Genomic DNA, 17,728 nt, shown 5'->3' with positions numbered 1-17,728 from the left:
AAATGTGCTTATTGTGCTATTCGCAGTGAAAAGTGTGAGGGAGATAATAAAAAGACGCCCGAAGGCGTCTTTATTTTCAGTTCCAGCTAAGGATAACCTTACCAGATTGTCCAGAACGCATGGCATCAAAGCCTTTCTGGAAATCATCAATACCGAAACGGTGGGTGATAATAGGTGACAGATCCAACCCTGACTGAATAAGCGCTGCCATCTTGTACCAGGTCTCAAACATTTCGCGACCGTAAATCCCTTTAATAAAGAGACCCTTGAAGATCACTTTATTCCAGTCGATGGCCATTTCAGACGGTGGAATACCCAGCAATGCAATACGGCCGCCGTGGTTCATGGTGTCGAGCATGGTACGGAATGCGGGTGGCGCACCGGACATCTCCAGGCCTACATCAAAACCTTCGGTCATGCCCAGTTCTGCCATCACATCGGTCAGGTTCTCTTTTGCCACGTTCACCGCACGTGTCACGCCCATCTTACGGGCCAGATCCAGACGGTATTCATTCACGTCAGTGATAACCACATGGCGTGCACCGACATGTTTCGCCACCGCTGCCGCCATGATGCCAATCGGGCCTGCGCCAGACACCAGCACATCTTCACCCACCAGGTCGAAGGAGAGCGCCGTGTGTACTGCGTTGCCGAACGGGTCGAAGATAGAGGCTAAATCATCGGAAATATTGTCCGGGATTTTGAAGGCGTTGAAGGCCGGAATCACCAGATATTCAGCGAAGCAGCCCGGGCGGTTAACACCTACACCCACGGTGTTACGGCACAGGTGTGTACGGCCTGCACGACAGTTACGACAGTGGCCGCAGGTGATATGACCTTCACCAGACACGCGGTCGCCGAGTTTGAACCCTCTGACTTCCTGACCAATACCGACCACTTCGCCAACGTACTCGTGCCCCACCACCATCGGAACCGGAATGGTCTTTTGTGACCATTCGTCCCAATTATAAATATGCACATCGGTGCCGCAGATAGCGGTTTTGCGGATTTTAATTAGCAGGTCGTTATGCCCGACTTCCGGTGCCGGAACGTCGTTCATCCAGATGCCTTCTTCCGCTTTCAGTTTGGATAGCGCTTTCATCTTACGTCCTCAGGCAATCACGCCCAGTTGTTTACCGATGCGGATAAACGCAGCCACCGCACGTTCAATTTGCTCTGGCGTATGGGCCGCCGACATTTGGGTACGAATACGCGCCTGGCCTTTCGGCACGACCGGGAAGAAGAAGCCGGTCACGTAAATGCCCTCTTTTTGCAGCTCACGGGCAAAGTTCTGCGCCACAACCGCATCACCCAACATCACAGGAATAATGGCGTGATCGGCACCCGCGAGGGTGAAGCCCGCTGCACTCATTTTTTCACGGAACAATCGCGCGTTAGCCCACAGGCGGTCACGCAGTTCTGCGCCTGATTCCACCATCTCCAGCACCTTAATAGATGCGCTCACGATGGCCGGAGCCAGGGAGTTGGAGAACAGGTATGGACGAGAACGCTGACGCAGCCATTCAACAACCTCTTTACGCGCAGCGGTATAACCACCCGATGCGCCGCCAAGCGCTTTGCCGAGCGTACCGGTGATGATGTCGACACGGCCCATCACTTCGCAGTACTCATGGGAACCGCGACCGTTTTCGCCAACAAAACCCACGGCGTGAGAGTCATCGACCATCACCAGCGCGTCGTACTTGTCAGCGAGGTCGCAAACCCCTTTCAGGTTGGCAATCACCCCGTCCATTGAGAAGACGCCGTCGGTGGCGATTAACACGTGGCGCGCACCCGCTTCACGGGCTTCTTTCAGGCGGGCTTCCAGCTCCTGCATGTCATTGTTGGCATAGCGGAAGCGCTTCGCTTTACACAGACGCACACCGTCGATAATGGAAGCGTGATTGAGGGCGTCGGAGATGATGGCGTCTTCTGCGCCGAGCAGGGTTTCAAACAGCCCGCCGTTGGCATCAAAGCAGGAGGAGTACAGAATCGCATCTTCCATGCCGAGGAAATCAGCGAGCTTTTTCTCCAGCACCTTGTGGGTGTCCTGAGTGCCGCAGATGAAGCGTACGGAGGCCATACCGAATCCGTGGCTGTCCATCCCGGCTTTTGCAGCCGCAATCAGTTCCGGGTGATTCGCCAGGCCAAGGTAGTTGTTGGCACAGAAGTTAATGACATGGCCACCCTTCGCCACGGTAATATCAGCCTGTTGGGCTGAGGTGATAATGCGTTCTTCTTTAAACAACCCTTCCGCACGTGCGGTCTCCAGGTCGCTCGTTAACTGCTTGTAAAAATCCCCACGCATCGCAATTCTCCAGACAGGGCAAATTTCGGAACATATTACCCAAAGCTATACGTTGATACGAGATGACGCATCATTTGATGAACATTTTGTAGCATAAATCACGTGTAACAGGATGGCCTGACGGTGAATGGCTGTAGGGTGTGCAATGAAATGGTATGATTAGAGACATTAGTGCCTGAGATAGTCTCAGAGCTCCACAATTCAAAGGTTACAGTTATGATCATCGTTACCGGCGGCGCAGGCTTTATCGGCAGCAACATCGTTAAGGCCCTGAATGATAAAGGCATCACCGACATCCTGGTGGTGGACAACCTGAAAGACGGCACCAAATTTGTGAATCTGGTGGACCTGAATATCGCTGACTATATGGATAAAGAAGACTTCCTTATCCAGATTATGGCGGGCGAAGATTTCGGCGATATCGAAGCCGTCTTCCATGAAGGCGCATGCTCTTCCACTACCGAGTGGGATGGCAAGTACATGATGGATAACAACTATCAGTACTCCAAAGAGCTGCTGCATTTCTGCCTGGAGCGTGAAATTCCGTTCCTGTACGCCTCTTCCGCTGCCACCTACGGCGGCCGCACCAGCAACTTTATCGAGTCACGCGAATATGAGCAGCCGCTGAACGTGTACGGCTACTCTAAGTTCCTGTTTGATGAATATGTCCGCCAGGTGCTGCCAGAAGCGAACTCCCCGATTGTCGGCTTCCGTTACTTCAACGTCTATGGCCCGCGTGAAGGCCATAAAGGCAGCATGGCGAGCGTGGCTTTCCACCTGAACACCCAGTTGAATAATGGCGAAAGTCCGAAACTGTTCGAAGGCAGTGATAGCTTCAAACGTGACTTCGTCTATGTGGGTGACGTGGCAGCCGTGAACCTGTGGTTCTGGGAAAACGGCGTATCCGGCATTTTCAACCTCGGCACCGGCCGTGCGGAATCTTTCCAGGCAGTGGCAGACGCTGCGCTGGCATTCCACAAAAAAGGCAGCCTCGAATACATCCCGTTCCCGGACAAACTGAAAGGCCGCTACCAGGCGTTCACTCAGGCTGATTTAACCAATCTGCGCGCAGCGGGCTACGATAAGCCGTTCAAAACTGTTGCTGAAGGCGTGACCGAATACATGGCCTGGCTGAACCGCGACGCGTAAGTATGAAGATTCTCGTGGTTGGCCCGTCATGGGTGGGCGACATGATGATGTCGCAAAGTCTCTATCGCACGCTCAAGGCGCGCTTTCCCCATGCTTCAATAGACGTGATGGCACCTGCATGGTGCCGTCCGCTGTTGTCGCGCATGCCGGAAGTGAATGAAGCGATCCCCATGCCACTCGGCCACGGGGCGCTGGAAATTGGCGAACGCCGCAAGCTGGGTCACAGCTTGCGTGAAAAACGTTACGATCGCTCGTACGTTCTGCCTAACTCGTTTAAGTCCGCGCTGGTGCCCTTTTTTGCCAACGTGCCCCATCGCACCGGCTGGCGTGGTGAAATGCGCTACGGCTTGCTCAATGACCTCCGCGTACTGGACAAACAGGCCTGGCCGTTGATGGTTGAGCGCTATGTGGCGCTGGCTTACGACAAAGGCGCGATGAACAGCGCGAAAGATTTGCCGCAGCCGCTACTTTGGCCGCAATTGCAGGTGAACGAGAGTGAAAAATCCCAGACCTGCGCCGCATTCTCTCTCTCGTCTGAACGCCAGATCATCGGCTTTTGCCCAGGTGCTGAGTTTGGCCCGGCCAAGCGCTGGCCGCACTACCATTATGCAGAACTGGCAAAACAGCTGATTGATGAAGGCTTCCAGGTGGTGCTGTTCGGCTCAGCAAAAGATCACGAGGCGGGCAATCAAATCCTTGCTTCGCTGAGTGTTGAACAACAAGCGTGGTGCCGTAATCTGGCGGGGGAAACTCAACTGGAACAAGCGGTCATTCTTATCGCCTCCTGCAAAGCGGTCGTTAGCAATGACTCTGGTCTGATGCACGTTGCCGCCGCGCTTAATCGCCCGTTGGTCGCACTCTATGGCCCGAGCAGCCCGGACTTTACCCCGCCGCTGTCGCACAAAGCACGGGTGATTCGCCTGATTACCGGCTATCACAAAGTGCGTAAAGGCGACGCTGCCGAGGGCTATCATCAAAGTCTGATCGACATTACGCCGGAGCAGGTACTGAACGAACTGAACGACCTGCTGTTGAAAGAAGAAGGGTAACGCATGCGGGTGCTGATCGTTAAAACCTCGTCAATGGGTGATGTGCTGCATACGCTTCCGGCGTTGACCGACGCTGCACGTGCCATTCCGGGCATCCGTTTTGACTGGGTCGTCGAAGAGGGCTTTGCCCAGATCCCTTCCTGGCATGAAAACGTTGACCGGGTGATCCCGGTGGCTATCCGCCGCTGGCGTAAAGCCTGGTTCTCGGCACCCGTAAAGGCAGAACGGCTGGCATTTCGTCGCGCTGTCCGGACAGAGCAGTACGATGCCATCATCGACGCCCAGGGGCTGGTGAAGAGTGCTGCGCTGGTCACCCGTCTCGCACACGGCATAAAACACGGTATGGACTGGCAGAGCGCGCGCGAGCCGCTGGCAAGCCTGTTCTATAATCGCCGCCATCACATTGCAAAACAGCAACATGCGGTGGAGCGTACCCGCGAGCTGTTTGCCAAAAGCCTTGGTTATGAAAAGCCGCAAACCCAGGGTGATTATGCCATTGCGCGCCATTTCCCGGGCAGCCGCAGCCATGCCACCCCTTACGCCGTCTTTTTGCATGCCACAACCCGCGACGATAAGCACTGGCCGGAAAACCACTGGCGTGACCTGCTTGGCCTGCTGGGAAACAGCGGTCTGCAAATCAAACTACCGTGGGGCGCACCGCATGAAGAAGCCAGAGCGAAACGACTGGCGGAAGGCTATGATTTTGTTGAAGTGCTGCCGCGCATGAGTCTGGAGCGCGTGGCTCAGGTGCTCGCCGGTGCCCGTTGCGTGGTTTCTGTCGATACCGGGCTTAGCCATCTGACCGCTGCACTTGATCGCCCTAACATTACGCTTTACGGCCCAACGGACCCTGGGCTGATTGGCGGCTACGGAAAAAACCAATATATCTGCCGCCCGGAACATTCATCGCAGTTAAGCGACCTTGACGCGACTGCGGTTTTTGCGCAATTACAGCCTTTGCTGAAAGCAGAGAGTGACTATGTCTGATTTTTTTACGCCGGAACGCCCGCCTAAGCGTGTGCTGATCATTAAGCTACGCCACCACGGGGATGTCCTGCTCACCTCGCCGGTCTTTACCGTGCTGAAAAAAAACTGGCCCGACGTCGAAGTCGACGCGCTGGTCTATGATGATACTCAGGCGATGTTGACCAGCCATCCGTACATCTCCCAGGTGCATACTATTGGTCGTAACTGGCGCAAAAAAGGCTGGTTTGAACAGCTTCGTCTCTACCGTGCGCTGCTGAAAAAACTGAAAGCACGGGAATACGATGTGCTGGTCAATCTGACCGAGCACTGGCACGGTGCGCGCCTGGCGCGTCGCCTGAAACCGCGTGTGTCGGTGGGCTTTAAGCCGGATAAACGCGGTGGACTGGCGCGTCGTCGCTGGGTGAAATCTTTCACCACGCTCTACCCGGCTATTCAGGACAACACCCGCCATATGGTGGAAGTGAACCTTGATGCACTGCGCCGCATTGGTATTCATCCGCAGTCTGCTGAAGATAAAAACACCCTTTTCGTCCCCGGTGAAGCGGCGGAAGCTATCATTGCGGAAAAGCTGGCGGGCTTTGGCCTTGCCAGTAAATCGTACATTTTGGTGCACCCAACTTCGCGCTGGATGTTTAAAGCCTGGCAAATCGACCAGCTTGCCGCGACCATTGATAATCTCGCTGCACGCGGTTTGCCCATCATCCTCTCCGCTGCACCGTCGAAAGACGAAACCGAGTATATGGATGCGCTGCGCGCGGCGCTGACGCAGCCGGTCTTCGATTTAAGCGGTCAACTGAATCTGAAAGAGCTGGGTGCGCTGATGAAGCACGCCAGGGTCTACTTTGGCGTCGACTCCATGCCAATGCACCTCGCCAGCGCCGTTGGTACGCCGACTGTGGCGATCTTTGGTCCAACGGGAGCCATCAAATGGGCACCGTGGGGAGTTAACTACCGCGTCATCACGGCTGGATTTACCTGTCAGCCCTGCGGTAAAGCGGGCTGCGGCGACAGCGGTGTTTCCGACTGTATCACCGCCATCACCCCGCAACAGGTGCTGAGCGCCATTGACACATTACTGCTGGAATATCCTGCATGAAGCTGGCGATTGTCCGACAGACTTACAACCCGAATGGTGGTGCTGAGCGGTTTGTCTCCCGCGCCCTGAACGTGCTGGCGCAGGATAGCTCTCTGGACGTGACGTTAATCGCCCGTCAGTGGGAAGATGCCGCAGGCTGGCAGACATTAACGGTGAACCCGCCGTTTCGTAACCGCCTGAGCCGTGAGGCCGGCTTTGCCACCGCGGCTGCCGCGCAATTCGATCAGTTTGATATTGTGCAGAGCCACGAACGTATTCCCGGTGCGACCGTTTTTCGTGCCGGGGACGGTGTGCATGCCACCTGGCTTGAGCAATATGGTCGCATTCAGTCGCCGCTGGCGCGCTGGGCGCAGTCATTCAGCAAGTATCACCGTTATATTCTGCAGGCCGAAAGCCAGATGTTCACCCATCCGGCGCTGCGCAACGTTATCTGTAACTCGAAGATGGTCCGCGATGACATCGCACGCCGCTTTGCCCTGCCGGATGACAAACTCACCGTTATCTACAACGGTGTGGACACCACCCACTTCCACCCGATGGTGAAAAACCGCTCACAGCGTGATGCGCTGGGTATCCCGCAGGATGCACCAGTGCTGGCATATGTTGGTTCGGGTTTTAGCCGCAAAGGGGTGGCGACGGCGCTGAAGGCCATTGCCCCACATCGCGATGTCTGGCTGCTGATTGCCGGGCGCGACAAACACGCACGTAAGTTCGAAAAGCTGGCACAAACACTTGGCGTGGCATCCCGCGTGCGTTTTCTTGGGCCAGTGACAGATGTACGTGAGGTTTACGGTTCTGCGGACGCGTTGATTCTTCCTACCCTCTACGATCCCTTCCCTAATGTCTGCGTCGAAGCGCTGGCCTGCGGGCTGCCGCTGCTCACCAGCCACGGTTGCGGCGCAGCAGAGTGGATTGAAGAAGGGGTGAATGGCTGGGTGCGCGATGCCCTCGACAGTAAAGGCTATCAGCAGGCGATCGGCGCCTGGCTGGAAGGCAGAAAAAACGGGGTGGCGTATTCGACAGCCGCCCGCGCGACTGCCGAACCTTATACCCTCGACCGAATGGCCGTAGAGCTACAAACGCTTTATCGCGATTTGCTGCGCTGAGCGGCGTCGGTAAAAACCTTCTCCATCGCATCGAGCATGCACTCACGCGTAAAGTGGGCGCACAGATAGTCATATCCCTGTTGCGCCAGCGTTTCGCGTAATGCCGGGTCTTGGTAGAGCTTAATGATGGCGTCATGCAGCGCCGCCTCATCACGCTGGGCAATCAGCAGACCGGTTTTGCGGTTAATTACCGCATCCCCGGTTCCCCCTGCATCCGTCGCGATGGTGGCGACACGTGAGGCCAGTGATTGCAAGACCCCCTGCGGCAGGCCTTCCATGTCATGGGAAGGACTCAGGGCAATATCGAATGCCGGGAAAAAACGTTCCGGGTCGCTACGGTGCCCCGTCATGATGACGCGGTCCTGCAACCCCAATTCAACAATTTGCTGCTCCAGCGTCGCTTTGTACGTTCCTTCACCCACGATGACCAGCTTCACTTCAGGGTGCTCAATCTTAGCCAACGCCCGTAACAGCACGCTGTGGCCTTTATTGGGCCGCAGGTGCGAGACGACGCCGAGTAAAAAATCGTCCTGCGCGAGACCGCAATGTGCTCTGGCAGCCTGTTTATCCGCAGGGTGAAAACGCCCGGTATCCACGCCGCTTGGCACGGAAGTACTTTGCGCCATGGGTACGCCGATATCTGCCATCTGCTGGCGCAACGCTTCTCCGGTGGTCACAATGTGCGCACAGGCTTTGCGAAACAGCCACCGCGTGGTCCAGTTATTGCGCGGCACACCAGAAGCATGTCTCGTCCGCACCAGTGGAACAGGATTACTGAGGGTAAGATTGGCGAGCGCCACCAGCCAGGTGTCGGCAGAATTGTGACTATTTATGACGTCAATCGCGCCACGGTTTGCGCTAATCCAGCGACGTAACGCCTGCAGATTTTTGAGATTCTTACGTTTGAGTGGCATCGTCACAACAGTCAGCCCGGCTTCACGCGCCATGGCGTGTAGTGGTGCAGTTTCCGGACAAAGAAGGGTGACCTGATGTCCACGTTGAATGAGCCCGATAGACTCATTGATAATGCGTAATGGCTGCCCGCCTTTGCCGCCATCGGCTTCGGTGTGAACGATATGCATATAATTCCTGTTTTGGGCTAACGACCTGATTCGCGTAGTATATACTTTGTGGCGCTCACATCAGTACTTACAGGCACCCCAGGCAGCAGATTAATCTTGCTTACAAACATTAGCCTTCTGTCACTTACGCTTCTATGGTAGTTTTCACTGTCTTTAATTCCCACTAAAAAAAGTGGAATTTATGTAAGCTTTGCTAACTCGCTGGTGAAGATTCCCATTTCCTTAAACTGTCCAAAAAATATGATAAGTATTCGTAGTTTTCTGACGAGCCTTTTAGTCATGGGTGTACTGGCTTTATGCTTCGCCTGGCCCATTCCAAACGATCAACTTCCGTTCCACCGTAATGGGTTCATCTACCCTATTATTGTGGTTTCATTGGGGCTTTTTTTTACGTCCCCTCTGGCCAAAAGTAGTCTGGACTTAAATAAAATTAAGTTTGTCCTTATTACGGTTTGGGTACTCACTTTCTTCCTGTTAATTAATGGCTTTTTTGTCGCGCCAGATATTAAAGAGATGATTTCAACCTGGGACGGTCAATGGGTACGCCCCGTACTGCTGTTTTGTGCGGGACTGGTGATCCTTCCTGCTATCCAGGCGCATTTCCCGAACTTCTCAGCGGCGAAGTTTTTCACCCTGGTAATTCTCTTCTTCTGGGGGGTTATTTGTGTTCATCTGCTTGATACCCTTTGGCTCTACTGGCGTGATGGCGTGATTCATTGGGGTGAAACCCGTATCGTCTACAACCGCACCCGCATGAGCTTCCAGGTGAATATGATCACCGGCTTTATTCTCGCGGAGTTGCTGGCACGCGGTCTGCTTCACCAACGTTTCCTGCGCCTGAATACCCCTGTCCTGGCATTAATCCTTATCAGCAACCTGCTCTGTACCGCACTGGTGGACACCCGCTGGGGAACCATTGGCCTGGTGGGAAGCCTGTTCTCCACATTTATTTTGTTGAGTTTGCACTCGACGCGCCGTAGCCGCCTTGCAAAAACAGGCCTCATTCTGGTCGGCATTATTGCTGCCTCTGCGCTTCTGGGCTACACCTCCTGGAAGACAGACCCGCGCTGGCAAAGTCTGAAAAGTGATGCAATTGCGGGATGGAACGCGCCTTTTAATAGTTTCTGTTACGACAGAGTTGATGGCTCGGATCCGTTGAATGACGAAGGTGCCCCGGTCAATCACTCTAATGCCTGCCGCGCCAGCTTCTTCCATCAGGGCTGGAAACTGGTCTGGGAACACCCTGCCGGAATGGGACCACGCAAAGAAGCATTCAACTATGTGCTAAGCCACGAGATGCCGGATGCGCATATTACTATCCCGCATAGCCACTATGGCCTGATTGAATTTGGGATTCAGAACGGTATTGCAGGCATTGCTGGCTGGCTGATTCTGCTAGCAGGTTGCTGGCATATTGGCTGGCGTGAATTCCGCCGCGGCAATAGTATGGTAGGCATGTTCTTATTACTGTTTACCGTCGGATTTTTCTCCAGAACCATGGTCGACCACAATTTAAAAGACCACTATCTGGAGCAATATATGATGTTAACAGGGTTGCTCATCGGAATGTGTTCATTACGTACGACGAAGAGTAATAATACCCCTTCTTGATTTTCGGTGCGCCAGCGTTCATTTACGTTGGCGCATTTTACCTTTTCAGAACCCTTTACGTTTCGCGCGGTCAAATTGCCGTCGCGAAAGTAAAAAGTATGTGACGTGATCGCCGCATCGCCCCGCATCAATATGGAGAAAGCATGTCCGGAACGCCGCAATTAAGCCTCGTGATTGCCGTCTATAATGGCGAAAATTTTCTGAGCGCTTTCTTTGACAGTATTAAGAGCCAGAACCTGAGTAGCCTGGAATTGGTCGTCGTCAACGACGGCTCAACCGATAACTCTGCACAAATTATTGCGCGTTATGCCGGTGAATTTGCCCATTTCCAGGTCATCGATCAGGCGAATGGTGGTGTTTCGGCTGCGCGTAATACGGGTTTGGCCGTTGCCCGTGGAGAGTATGTCGCTTTCCCCGACATTGATGATGTTATCTATCCGGGTATGTACCAGCGCCTGCTGGATATTGCCTTTGCCGGGCAACTGGATGTCGCGACCTGTAACGGGACCTATATCTATGACGATGGTCGCCCGTCAAAGAAGATTTTTCCATCGGATAAGCTGGCGTCTACCGGCGTGCTGGATGGCCCCACCTGGCTGCAAATGGCGCTCACCTCACGTAAGTTTCTTCACGTAACCTGGCTGAACATCTACCGCCACGCATTTATTAAGGCGCAAGGCTTCACCTTCGAGCAAGGTTTACGTCATCAGGATATTCCCTGGACCACCGAAGTGCTGTTGACTGCCAAACGCGTTCAGTATGTGGACGAGGTCTTTTACGACTACCTGATTCACTCTGCATCCGTCTCGCACACGCCGGGCACCGACGACACACGCATGCGTTCGTCACGCCATTATATGAAGATTCTGGAGATGCTGGATGCTATCAACAAACGCTATCCGGAGCAGGTAAAACGCGTACCCGCTTGCCACTGGCAAATCGCCAAAGAGGGGCTCGGTATCCTGCATAGCATCAATAACATTGAAGATTTGGCCAAAAAGCGCGAAATTACGCGCGAACTTTTTGACCGTGGCATCTGGTCAATGATCTGGAATAATGCACGCGGTTTACGGCAACGCTGGCGTCTGGGACGTCGTTACTTCCGCCTTAAAAAAATTGTGAAATAAAGTGGTTATATGAGCAGGATGAAATTACACGTAGTTTCCCGATCCGATTTTATTGAAGCGCATTTTGCCGACTTCAAAGAATTGATTGATCAGGCCATTAATCCCAACGATATTCCGCATCGTTTTTATTGCGGTGGGCGCGGAGTCTGGACCTTTCAGACCATGCTCAGCCTGAATTATTACTACAACGGCCAGATTGAATGTTCCTGGGGAACAGAATGTCGCCCCGATGCCATCAACCTGATGCATAACGACCATTATGGGTCACGGATCAAGCCATGGGTTGGCGTCACTGTGGTCGCACGCGCAGATCGCCCCCCGGTCATTGGTGCTGACTATGTTGTCGAGCAAAACCCTGAAGTGGCAGCCATCCCAGGACGTATATTTATTCCAAACTGGCCACAACCCGGCGTCAAACCTCGCGAACGCAGCGATGACACCGTCAAAACCGTCGCCTTTTTTGGCCGCGTAGACAGTTTCCCGGAACAATTCGGCAACGGTGATTTCAAGCAGCGTCTGGCAGAACAGGGGATCGATCTGCGTATCTCGTTCGATAACTGGACCGACTACCAGGATGTCGATGTCTGTATCAGTTTTCGCAAATCACATGACCACAAACTGGCGCGAAAACCAGCCAGTAAGTTGATCAACAACTGGTTGGGTAAAACGGTGATGGTGTGCGACGACGAACCCTCTTACCGTGCGATTCGCGAAAGCGAACTGGATTATTTGATTGCGAAAACGCCTGATGAGGCGTTCGACGCGATCATGAAGTTGAAAAATACCCCTGAGCTGTACCGCCAGATGCGCGAACAGGGTGAAAAACGGCTTCAGGTTTACTCCCGTGAGGCAGTGGCTACCCGCTGGTATCGTTTGTTCGAAGATATCCAGGAGAAAGGATTGCACAACCGTTCAACGTTTGCCCGTGCCCTACGCTTCAGCTTCGGTAAAGTCATTCGTCCACTGACCAAAAAATTCTAAGCCATATCGAGTATCGTAATGTCCACAATATTCACACAGTCAGCCCGTGCGTCAGGAAGTAAACTGACGCGTACCGTGGTGCTGACTCTTGTTTTCTTAGTACTTTTCTCTTTTTCAGAGATTCTGATTTTACTCAAAGATCGCGTGTACATGCCGAAGGCTGACGATATCGGACTCTATGTGCTGATTTCACTGCTTGCAGCGGTCAGTGCCCGATATTTTCTGACGCGCCTGCTACTGGCCGTGACGTTTATCACGCAGATTTCAGAGGCGATTTACTACCAGTTCTATGGGCAATTTTACGGTCCGAGCGAAGTCTGGTTAGCCTTTGTTGAAACGAAAGATATTGCCAGTGGTATTACCGACAGCCTCGGCTCGCTGGGCATCTATTTCGCAATCATGGCCGTTGCAGTGATGTTTGCGCTGGTCTTTGCTCGCCGTATGGCTCCAGCCTGGGGCAAATGGCAGGCCATGCCCTGCATGCTGATTATTCTGGTGATGTTTGGTGGTCAGTTCTACAAAGCGATTGACGGCCAGATGTACAAATTCAACCCGGATCTGCGTCATTCACTGTTACGTAATGGTCTGGCGGCCATGAGTTTCAGTAGCGTACGCCTTATTCCGGAAGCCATGTCGGGTGAGAACCAGACCCTGGCACATTACGATCCCTATCAGGTGACACCGGCTGCTGGCATCACGACTGGGAAATACTCCATCATTCTGGCGATTGGTGAGAGTCTGAACCCGCACCATGTGAGCGCACTGGGTTATGAACGTGACACCACACCAGAGCTGAAAGCGTTGCTGGAAAAATATCACGGCACCGGCCGTTTGATTGTCTCCAATGCCGTTTCAACTCGCGTCGCTATTCCCATGCTGGTGAACAACTTGCGTGAGCCGGACAACTACGACGCCTATAAGTCAAAAGCGACCAATATCTTTGCCAATGCGAAGAAACAGGGCTACCAAACCGCTTTCATTTCCGCACAAGGACTTGAGGGGCTGAGCAACTGGATTGGTATTCATGACATTGATTTATGGGAAGACACGCAGATTCGCCCTGCCCCGGACGTCGGTGCAGATGTCGTTCTCACCCCCTCTGTCGAAAGTGCCAATCTCAACTGGGACAAGCCTTTCCTGATGGTGCTGAACAGCCGTGCACCGCATATTCCTTATGATCGGAACATCCCGGAAGGCTTCGCGAAATTCTCTACGCCGAAGTTAGACGATGATGTGGCGCAGAAGAAAAACGAGTATGACGATGCGATTCGCCTTTACGATAAAGGCCTGGCATCTGCTATCCGTACCGCCATGGCGAAATCAAAACTGCCGGTACTGGTCTTCATAACATCCGATCATGGCGAACGTGTGGGTGACGGCGGCCTGTTCGGCCACTCGGTGGTGGAAATGCCAATCGCACAGGTACCGTTCCTGTACTTCAGCAATGACCCGGCGTATGCGATGGACAAAATCAGCCCGCAGTTACCACTGAACCATTTCCAGCTGGCGACGCTTATCAACAAGATGCTGGGCTTTGAGGTAAAAAACCCGAATCAAAAAGATGACAGTTACTTCATCACGGGTGGGGATATTCGCGGCCTTTCTGAGCGCATCACCTACCATCTGAACGCCCTCCCTGAAGCCGAACGCTAACAGAGCACATCAAAACGGGCAGAGCATCGCCCGTTTTTTCTTGAAACGTACAGATCCTGACTAAACACACCCGGTAAAAGCGCCAAACATATAGCTTTAAGCGGCCTAAATGCTTAGAATTTGCCCGCCGAAACTAAAAAGACGGATTATCGCTTGGAATTGTTGTATACCCTCCTGCTTTACTTGATTCAGCCCCTGGTGTGGTTGCGCTTATTGCTGCGTAGCCGTAAAGCCCCTGCCTACCGTAAACGCTGGGCTGAACGCTATGGTTATTGTCGTAACAAAGTGAAGCCGGACGGTATTTTGCTGCACTCCGTTTCTGTGGGAGAAACCCTGGCCGCGGTTCCGCTGGTGCGTGCATTACGCCACCGCTACCCGACGCTGCCGATCACAGTCACGACCATGACCCCCACCGGGTCAGAGCGCGCACTTTCGGCCTTTGGCAAAGATGTACATCACGTCTATCTGCCGTATGACTTACCCTGTGCTATGCGCCGCTTTCTCAACACGGTTCGCCCGAAACTGGTCATCGTGATGGAGACCGAGCTGTGGCCCAATATGATTTCGGCGCTGCACGCCCGTAAAATCCCGCTGGTGATTGCCAACGCCCGTCTGTCAGAACGTTCAGCAAAAGGCTACGGCAAACTGGGGAAATTTATGCGTCGCCTGCTCAGTAAGATCACACTGATGGCGGCACAAACTCAGGAAGACGGTGACCGTTTCCTGCAACTGGGCCTTAAACGAAGCCAGTTAACCGTCACCGGAAGCCTCAAGTTCGATATTTCTGTGACTCCTGAACTGGCAGCCCGCGCGATTACCCTGCGCCGTCAATGGGCCCCCCGCCGTAAAGTGTGGATTGCGACCAGCACCCATGAAGGCGAAGAGACAATCATTCTACAGGCACACCGTGCGCTGCTGGAGACGTTCCCGGACCTGCTGCTAATTCTGGTGCCAAGACATCCGGAGCGCTTCCCGGACGCCTGCGACATGGCCCGCAAAGGCGGCTTTAGCTTTATCACCCGCAGCTCTGGCGAAATTCCCTCCGGCAGTACTCAGGTAGTGATTGGCGATACCATGGGCGAGCTGATGATGCTTTACGGCATTGCGGATATCGCTTTTGTGGGCGGCAGCCTCGTCGAACGCGGCGGTCACAACCCGCTTGAAGCCGCAGCGCATGCTCTCCCGGTGCTGATGGGGCCGCATACCTTTAACTTCAAGGATATCTGCGCACGTTTGCAGGCCGCAGATGGCTTAATCACCGTGACTGACGCAGACACCCTGGTGAAAGAAGTTTCCACGCTCCTGACCGATGAAGACTATCGTTTATGGTGCGGACGCCACGCGGTGGAAGTTCTGCATCAGAACCAGGGTGCGCTAACGCGCCTGCTGCAACTTCTGCAACCGTATCTGCCCCAGCGGAGTCATTAATGTCCCAACGCTTGTCGGTGGTCATGATCGCCAAAAATGCGGCGGATCTGCTGCCGGACTGCCTTGCCTCAGTCGCCTGGGCGGACGAAATCGTGCTGCTGGACTCGGGTAGCGAAGACGATACCGTTGAAATTGCCCGTGCGGCCGGTGTGAAGGTCTTTACCGATACCGACTGGCAAGGTTATGGTATTCAGCGCCAGCGTGCCCAGGGCCATGCCACCGGCGACTACGTGCTGATGATTGATACCGACGAGCGCGTCACGCCTGAACTGGCAAACGCGTTACGCGCCACATTAGCCTCCCCCCAAGCGGATGCTATTTACAGCATTGCCCGCCGTAACTATTTCCTCGGTCGCTTTATGCGCCACAGCGGCTGGTATCCTGACCGGGTCATGCGTTTGTACCCGCGCGAGCGTTATCAGTACAACGCGAATCTGGTGCATGAATCGCTGGAAACCCAGGGCGCAAAGGTCATTGAACTGACGGGTGATTTACTGCATCTGACCTGCCGCGATTTCTCCAGCTTCCAACGCAAACAGCTAAATTACGCCACCGCATGGGCCAAAGAACGCCACCAGAAAGGCAAGAAGACCTCCCTGACAGGCATTTTCGCCCATACGCTGGGGGCTTTTCTGAAAACCCTGCTTCTGCGTGGCGGCGTGCTGGATGGTAAACAGGGCTGGCTGTTGGCAGTGGTGAATGCGCAGTATACTTTCAACAAATACACTGAGCTGTGGGCGTTGAATCATGGCTACTCTGAGAAAGCATAACGGATGAGCACAAAAGCGATTTATCCCGGTACATTTGATCCCATTACCAACGGACATATTGATATTGTCGCCCGCGCCGCCACCATGTTTGACCAGGTGGTACTGGCGATTGCCGCCAGTCCAAGCAAAAAGCCGATGTTTACGCTGGATGAGCGTGTGGCGCTGGCGCAAGAAGCCACCAGACATATTCCTAATGTCACGGTAACCGGCTTTAGCGATCTGATGGCGAATTTTGCCCGTGCTCAACAGGCCAATATTTTAATTCGCGGCCTGCGCGCGGTGGCTGATTTTGAATATGAAATGCAGTTGGCGCACATGAATCGCCATTTGATGCCAGATCTGGAAAGCGTGTTTTTGATGCCATCAAAAGAGTGGTCGTTTATCTCTTCCACGCTGGTCAAAGAGGTGGCTCGCCATGCAGGCGATGTGACCCATTTCCTGCCCGCTAACGTGCATCAGGCACTGATGGAGAAGCTGAAGTAACCCTGCGCTCCTGCCGGATGGCTTGTTAGCTTATCCGGCCGGGAATAATTACTTCTGGCACTGACGGCAGTAGAACGTCGCCCGCTGCGCATGCTTCGCTGCAATAATCGGCGTCCCACATACCCGGCACGGCTCCCCTTTACGCCCGTAAACCTGCAACTCTTGCGCAAAATAACCAGGTTTACCATCGCTTTGCAGGAAGTCCTTTAGCGTCGTCCCGCCCTGCTCTATCGAGCGCAGTAACACGGCCTTGATCACCCGCACCAACAGCTCGTATTCCGCACGCGAAAGGGATGATGCCAGCCTGTCTGGATGAATGCCTGCGGCAAAGAGTGATTCACTGGCGTAAATATTCCCCACCCCTACCACCAGCTTGTTATCCATCAGCCAGGGTTTAATAGCGGTTTTTTTCTTCACACACTTCTGTTGCAGATAATCGGCGTCAAACGCATCGCTGAGCGGTTCAGGGCCGAGATGGGCCAGCACGTTGTGGCCTTCCAGCTCTTTGGTCCAGAGCCAGGCACCAAAGCGACGTGGATCAGTGTAGCGCAGGACTTTGCCGTTGCTCATCACCAGGTCAACGTGGTCATGTTTTTCAGCAGGCAGCTCTTCGGGAAGAACACGCAGGCTCCCGGACATCCCCAGGTGAATGATAATCCAGCCGTCAGGTAGCTCGAGCAGCAGGTATTTCGCGCGCCGTTGCACGCTCAGCACCGGTTTATCGCTCAGGCTGTGGATTTCATCAGAGACGGGCCAGCGCAGGCGGCCATTACGGACAATCGCATGAAGGATTTTGGCTCCCACAAGGTGGGGCTCAATGCCACGGCGGCTGGTTTCTACCTCAGGTAACTCTGGCATGCTGCATTCTCCTGGCCTGAAAACGCAAAAACCCCGCCGA

The 17,728-nt window shown here is 54.0% G+C and carries 16 protein-coding genes; 12 read left to right on the top strand and 4 right to left on the bottom strand.

All coding sequences use genetic code 11. The features are described from left to right. Nucleotides 1-76: 76 nt before the first annotated feature. Nucleotides 77-1,102: an L-threonine 3-dehydrogenase gene (tdh, locus tag AC5JPW_RS01000; RefSeq protein WP_494237774.1), complete on the bottom strand. Its 1,026-nt coding sequence runs from the start codon at nucleotides 1,100-1,102 to the stop codon at nucleotides 77-79. Between the two features lie 9 nt (nucleotides 1,103-1,111). Then, the gene (gene kbl, locus AC5JPW_RS00995; protein ID WP_494237773.1) at nucleotides 1,112-2,308 is read right to left on the bottom strand and encodes a glycine C-acetyltransferase; all 1,197 of its coding nucleotides are present in this window, start codon (nucleotides 2,306-2,308) and stop codon (nucleotides 1,112-1,114) included. 216 nt (nucleotides 2,309-2,524) lie between these two features. Between kbl and rfaD the strand changes: the two genes are divergently transcribed. From rfaD to AC5JPW_RS00970, 5 genes are read left to right on the top strand one after another with little or no spacing between them, the layout of a single operon-like run. Then, complete coding sequence (gene rfaD, locus AC5JPW_RS00990) at nucleotides 2,525-3,457, top strand: ADP-glyceromanno-heptose 6-epimerase (RefSeq protein ID WP_494237772.1); 933 nt, start codon at nucleotides 2,525-2,527, stop codon at nucleotides 3,455-3,457. 2 nt (nucleotides 3,458-3,459) lie between these two features. Continuing rightward, entirely contained in the window at nucleotides 3,460-4,506 is a 1,047-nt protein-coding gene (rfaF, locus tag AC5JPW_RS00985; protein ID WP_494237771.1) for an ADP-heptose--LPS heptosyltransferase RfaF, read from the top strand. Nucleotides 4,507-4,509: 3 nt separating this feature from the next. Next, nucleotides 4,510-5,493, top strand: coding sequence for a lipopolysaccharide heptosyltransferase RfaC (gene rfaC, locus AC5JPW_RS00980; RefSeq protein WP_494237770.1), 984 nt, complete (start codon nucleotides 4,510-4,512; stop codon nucleotides 5,491-5,493). Next, a complete protein-coding gene (rfaQ, locus tag AC5JPW_RS00975) occupies nucleotides 5,486-6,589 on the top strand; it encodes a putative lipopolysaccharide heptosyltransferase III (RefSeq protein WP_494237769.1) in 1,104 nt (367 codons plus the stop codon). Before rfaC ends, rfaQ begins: the two co-directional genes overlap by 8 nt. Further along, nucleotides 6,586-7,695: a glycosyltransferase family 4 protein gene (locus AC5JPW_RS00970; protein WP_494237768.1), complete on the top strand. Its 1,110-nt coding sequence runs from the start codon at nucleotides 6,586-6,588 to the stop codon at nucleotides 7,693-7,695. Before rfaQ ends, AC5JPW_RS00970 begins: the two co-directional genes overlap by 4 nt. On the opposite strand, the gene AC5JPW_RS00965 is transcribed toward AC5JPW_RS00970, so the two are convergent. Then, entirely contained in the window at nucleotides 7,674-8,777 is a 1,104-nt protein-coding gene (locus tag AC5JPW_RS00965) for a glycosyltransferase family 4 protein (RefSeq protein ID WP_494237767.1), read from the bottom strand. The two genes, AC5JPW_RS00970 and AC5JPW_RS00965, sit on opposite strands and share 22 nt — an antisense overlap. Nucleotides 8,778-9,056: 279 nt before the next feature. Here AC5JPW_RS00965 and AC5JPW_RS00960 point away from each other — a divergent pair, with 279 nt between their 5' ends. From AC5JPW_RS00960 to coaD, 7 genes are all read left to right on the top strand, one after another. After that, nucleotides 9,057-10,388, top strand: coding sequence for an O-antigen ligase family protein (locus tag AC5JPW_RS00960; RefSeq protein ID WP_494237766.1), 1,332 nt, complete (start codon nucleotides 9,057-9,059; stop codon nucleotides 10,386-10,388). 143 nt (nucleotides 10,389-10,531) lie between these two features. Further along, nucleotides 10,532-11,515 (top strand): glycosyltransferase, encoded by a 984-nt coding sequence (locus tag AC5JPW_RS00955; protein ID WP_494237765.1) that lies wholly within the window; start codon nucleotides 10,532-10,534, stop codon nucleotides 11,513-11,515. 9 nt (nucleotides 11,516-11,524) lie between these two features. Further along, on the top strand, nucleotides 11,525-12,496 hold the full coding sequence (locus AC5JPW_RS00950; RefSeq protein WP_494237764.1) for a glycosyltransferase family protein: 972 nt from the start codon (nucleotides 11,525-11,527) through the stop codon (nucleotides 12,494-12,496). An 18-nt stretch (nucleotides 12,497-12,514) separates the two neighbouring features. Next, complete coding sequence (locus AC5JPW_RS00945; RefSeq protein WP_494237763.1) at nucleotides 12,515-14,149, top strand: sulfatase-like hydrolase/transferase; 1,635 nt, start codon at nucleotides 12,515-12,517, stop codon at nucleotides 14,147-14,149. A 153-nt stretch (nucleotides 14,150-14,302) separates the two neighbouring features. Then, the gene (gene waaA, locus AC5JPW_RS00940) at nucleotides 14,303-15,577 is read left to right on the top strand and encodes a lipid IV(A) 3-deoxy-D-manno-octulosonic acid transferase (RefSeq protein WP_494237762.1); all 1,275 of its coding nucleotides are present in this window, start codon (nucleotides 14,303-14,305) and stop codon (nucleotides 15,575-15,577) included. Further along, the gene (locus AC5JPW_RS00935) at nucleotides 15,577-16,347 is read left to right on the top strand and encodes a glycosyltransferase family 2 protein (protein WP_494237761.1); all 771 of its coding nucleotides are present in this window, start codon (nucleotides 15,577-15,579) and stop codon (nucleotides 16,345-16,347) included. The genes waaA and AC5JPW_RS00935 overlap by 1 nt, the downstream gene beginning before the upstream one ends. 3 nt (nucleotides 16,348-16,350) lie before the next feature. Further along, nucleotides 16,351-16,830: a pantetheine-phosphate adenylyltransferase gene (gene coaD / locus AC5JPW_RS00930; protein ID WP_494237759.1), complete on the top strand. Its 480-nt coding sequence runs from the start codon at nucleotides 16,351-16,353 to the stop codon at nucleotides 16,828-16,830. A gap of 48 nt (nucleotides 16,831-16,878) precedes the next feature. Here the strand turns inward: coaD and mutM are convergent, their stop codons facing one another. Further along, nucleotides 16,879-17,688, bottom strand: coding sequence for a bifunctional DNA-formamidopyrimidine glycosylase/DNA-(apurinic or apyrimidinic site) lyase (gene mutM, locus AC5JPW_RS00925; protein ID WP_494237757.1), 810 nt, complete (start codon nucleotides 17,686-17,688; stop codon nucleotides 16,879-16,881). Nucleotides 17,689-17,728 lie beyond the last annotated feature (40 nt).

This window comes from Phytobacter sp. (genome assembly GCF_059074235.1).
This window is presented reverse-complemented; position numbering and strand designations above follow the sequence as displayed.

What these genes read in the sequence shown, in the direction of transcription:
- tdh (WP_494237774.1), bottom strand. Translation starts at nt 1,102, where the DNA reads ATGAAAGCGCTATCCAAACTGAAAGCGGAAGAAGGCATCTGGATGAAC.
- kbl (WP_494237773.1), bottom strand. Translation starts at nt 2,308, where the DNA reads ATGCGTGGGGATTTTTACAAGCAGTTAACGAGCGACCTGGAGACCGCA.
- rfaD (WP_494237772.1), top strand. Translation starts at nt 2,525, where the DNA reads ATGATCATCGTTACCGGCGGCGCAGGCTTTATCGGCAGCAACATCGTT.
- rfaF (WP_494237771.1), top strand. Translation starts at nt 3,460, where the DNA reads ATGAAGATTCTCGTGGTTGGCCCGTCATGGGTGGGCGACATGATGATG.
- rfaC (WP_494237770.1), top strand. Translation starts at nt 4,510, where the DNA reads ATGCGGGTGCTGATCGTTAAAACCTCGTCAATGGGTGATGTGCTGCAT.
- rfaQ (WP_494237769.1), top strand. Translation starts at nt 5,486, where the DNA reads ATGTCTGATTTTTTTACGCCGGAACGCCCGCCTAAGCGTGTGCTGATC.
- AC5JPW_RS00970 (WP_494237768.1), top strand. Translation starts at nt 6,586, where the DNA reads ATGAAGCTGGCGATTGTCCGACAGACTTACAACCCGAATGGTGGTGCT.
- AC5JPW_RS00965 (WP_494237767.1), bottom strand. Translation starts at nt 8,777, where the DNA reads ATGCATATCGTTCACACCGAAGCCGATGGCGGCAAAGGCGGGCAGCCA.
- AC5JPW_RS00960 (WP_494237766.1), top strand. Translation starts at nt 9,057, where the DNA reads ATGGGTGTACTGGCTTTATGCTTCGCCTGGCCCATTCCAAACGATCAA.
- AC5JPW_RS00955 (WP_494237765.1), top strand. Translation starts at nt 10,532, where the DNA reads ATGTCCGGAACGCCGCAATTAAGCCTCGTGATTGCCGTCTATAATGGC.
- AC5JPW_RS00950 (WP_494237764.1), top strand. Translation starts at nt 11,525, where the DNA reads ATGAGCAGGATGAAATTACACGTAGTTTCCCGATCCGATTTTATTGAA.
- AC5JPW_RS00945 (WP_494237763.1), top strand. Translation starts at nt 12,515, where the DNA reads ATGTCCACAATATTCACACAGTCAGCCCGTGCGTCAGGAAGTAAACTG.
- AC5JPW_RS00935 (WP_494237761.1), top strand. Translation starts at nt 15,577, where the DNA reads ATGTCCCAACGCTTGTCGGTGGTCATGATCGCCAAAAATGCGGCGGAT.
- coaD (WP_494237759.1), top strand. Translation starts at nt 16,351, where the DNA reads ATGAGCACAAAAGCGATTTATCCCGGTACATTTGATCCCATTACCAAC.
- mutM (WP_494237757.1), bottom strand. Translation starts at nt 17,688, where the DNA reads ATGCCAGAGTTACCTGAGGTAGAAACCAGCCGCCGTGGCATTGAGCCC.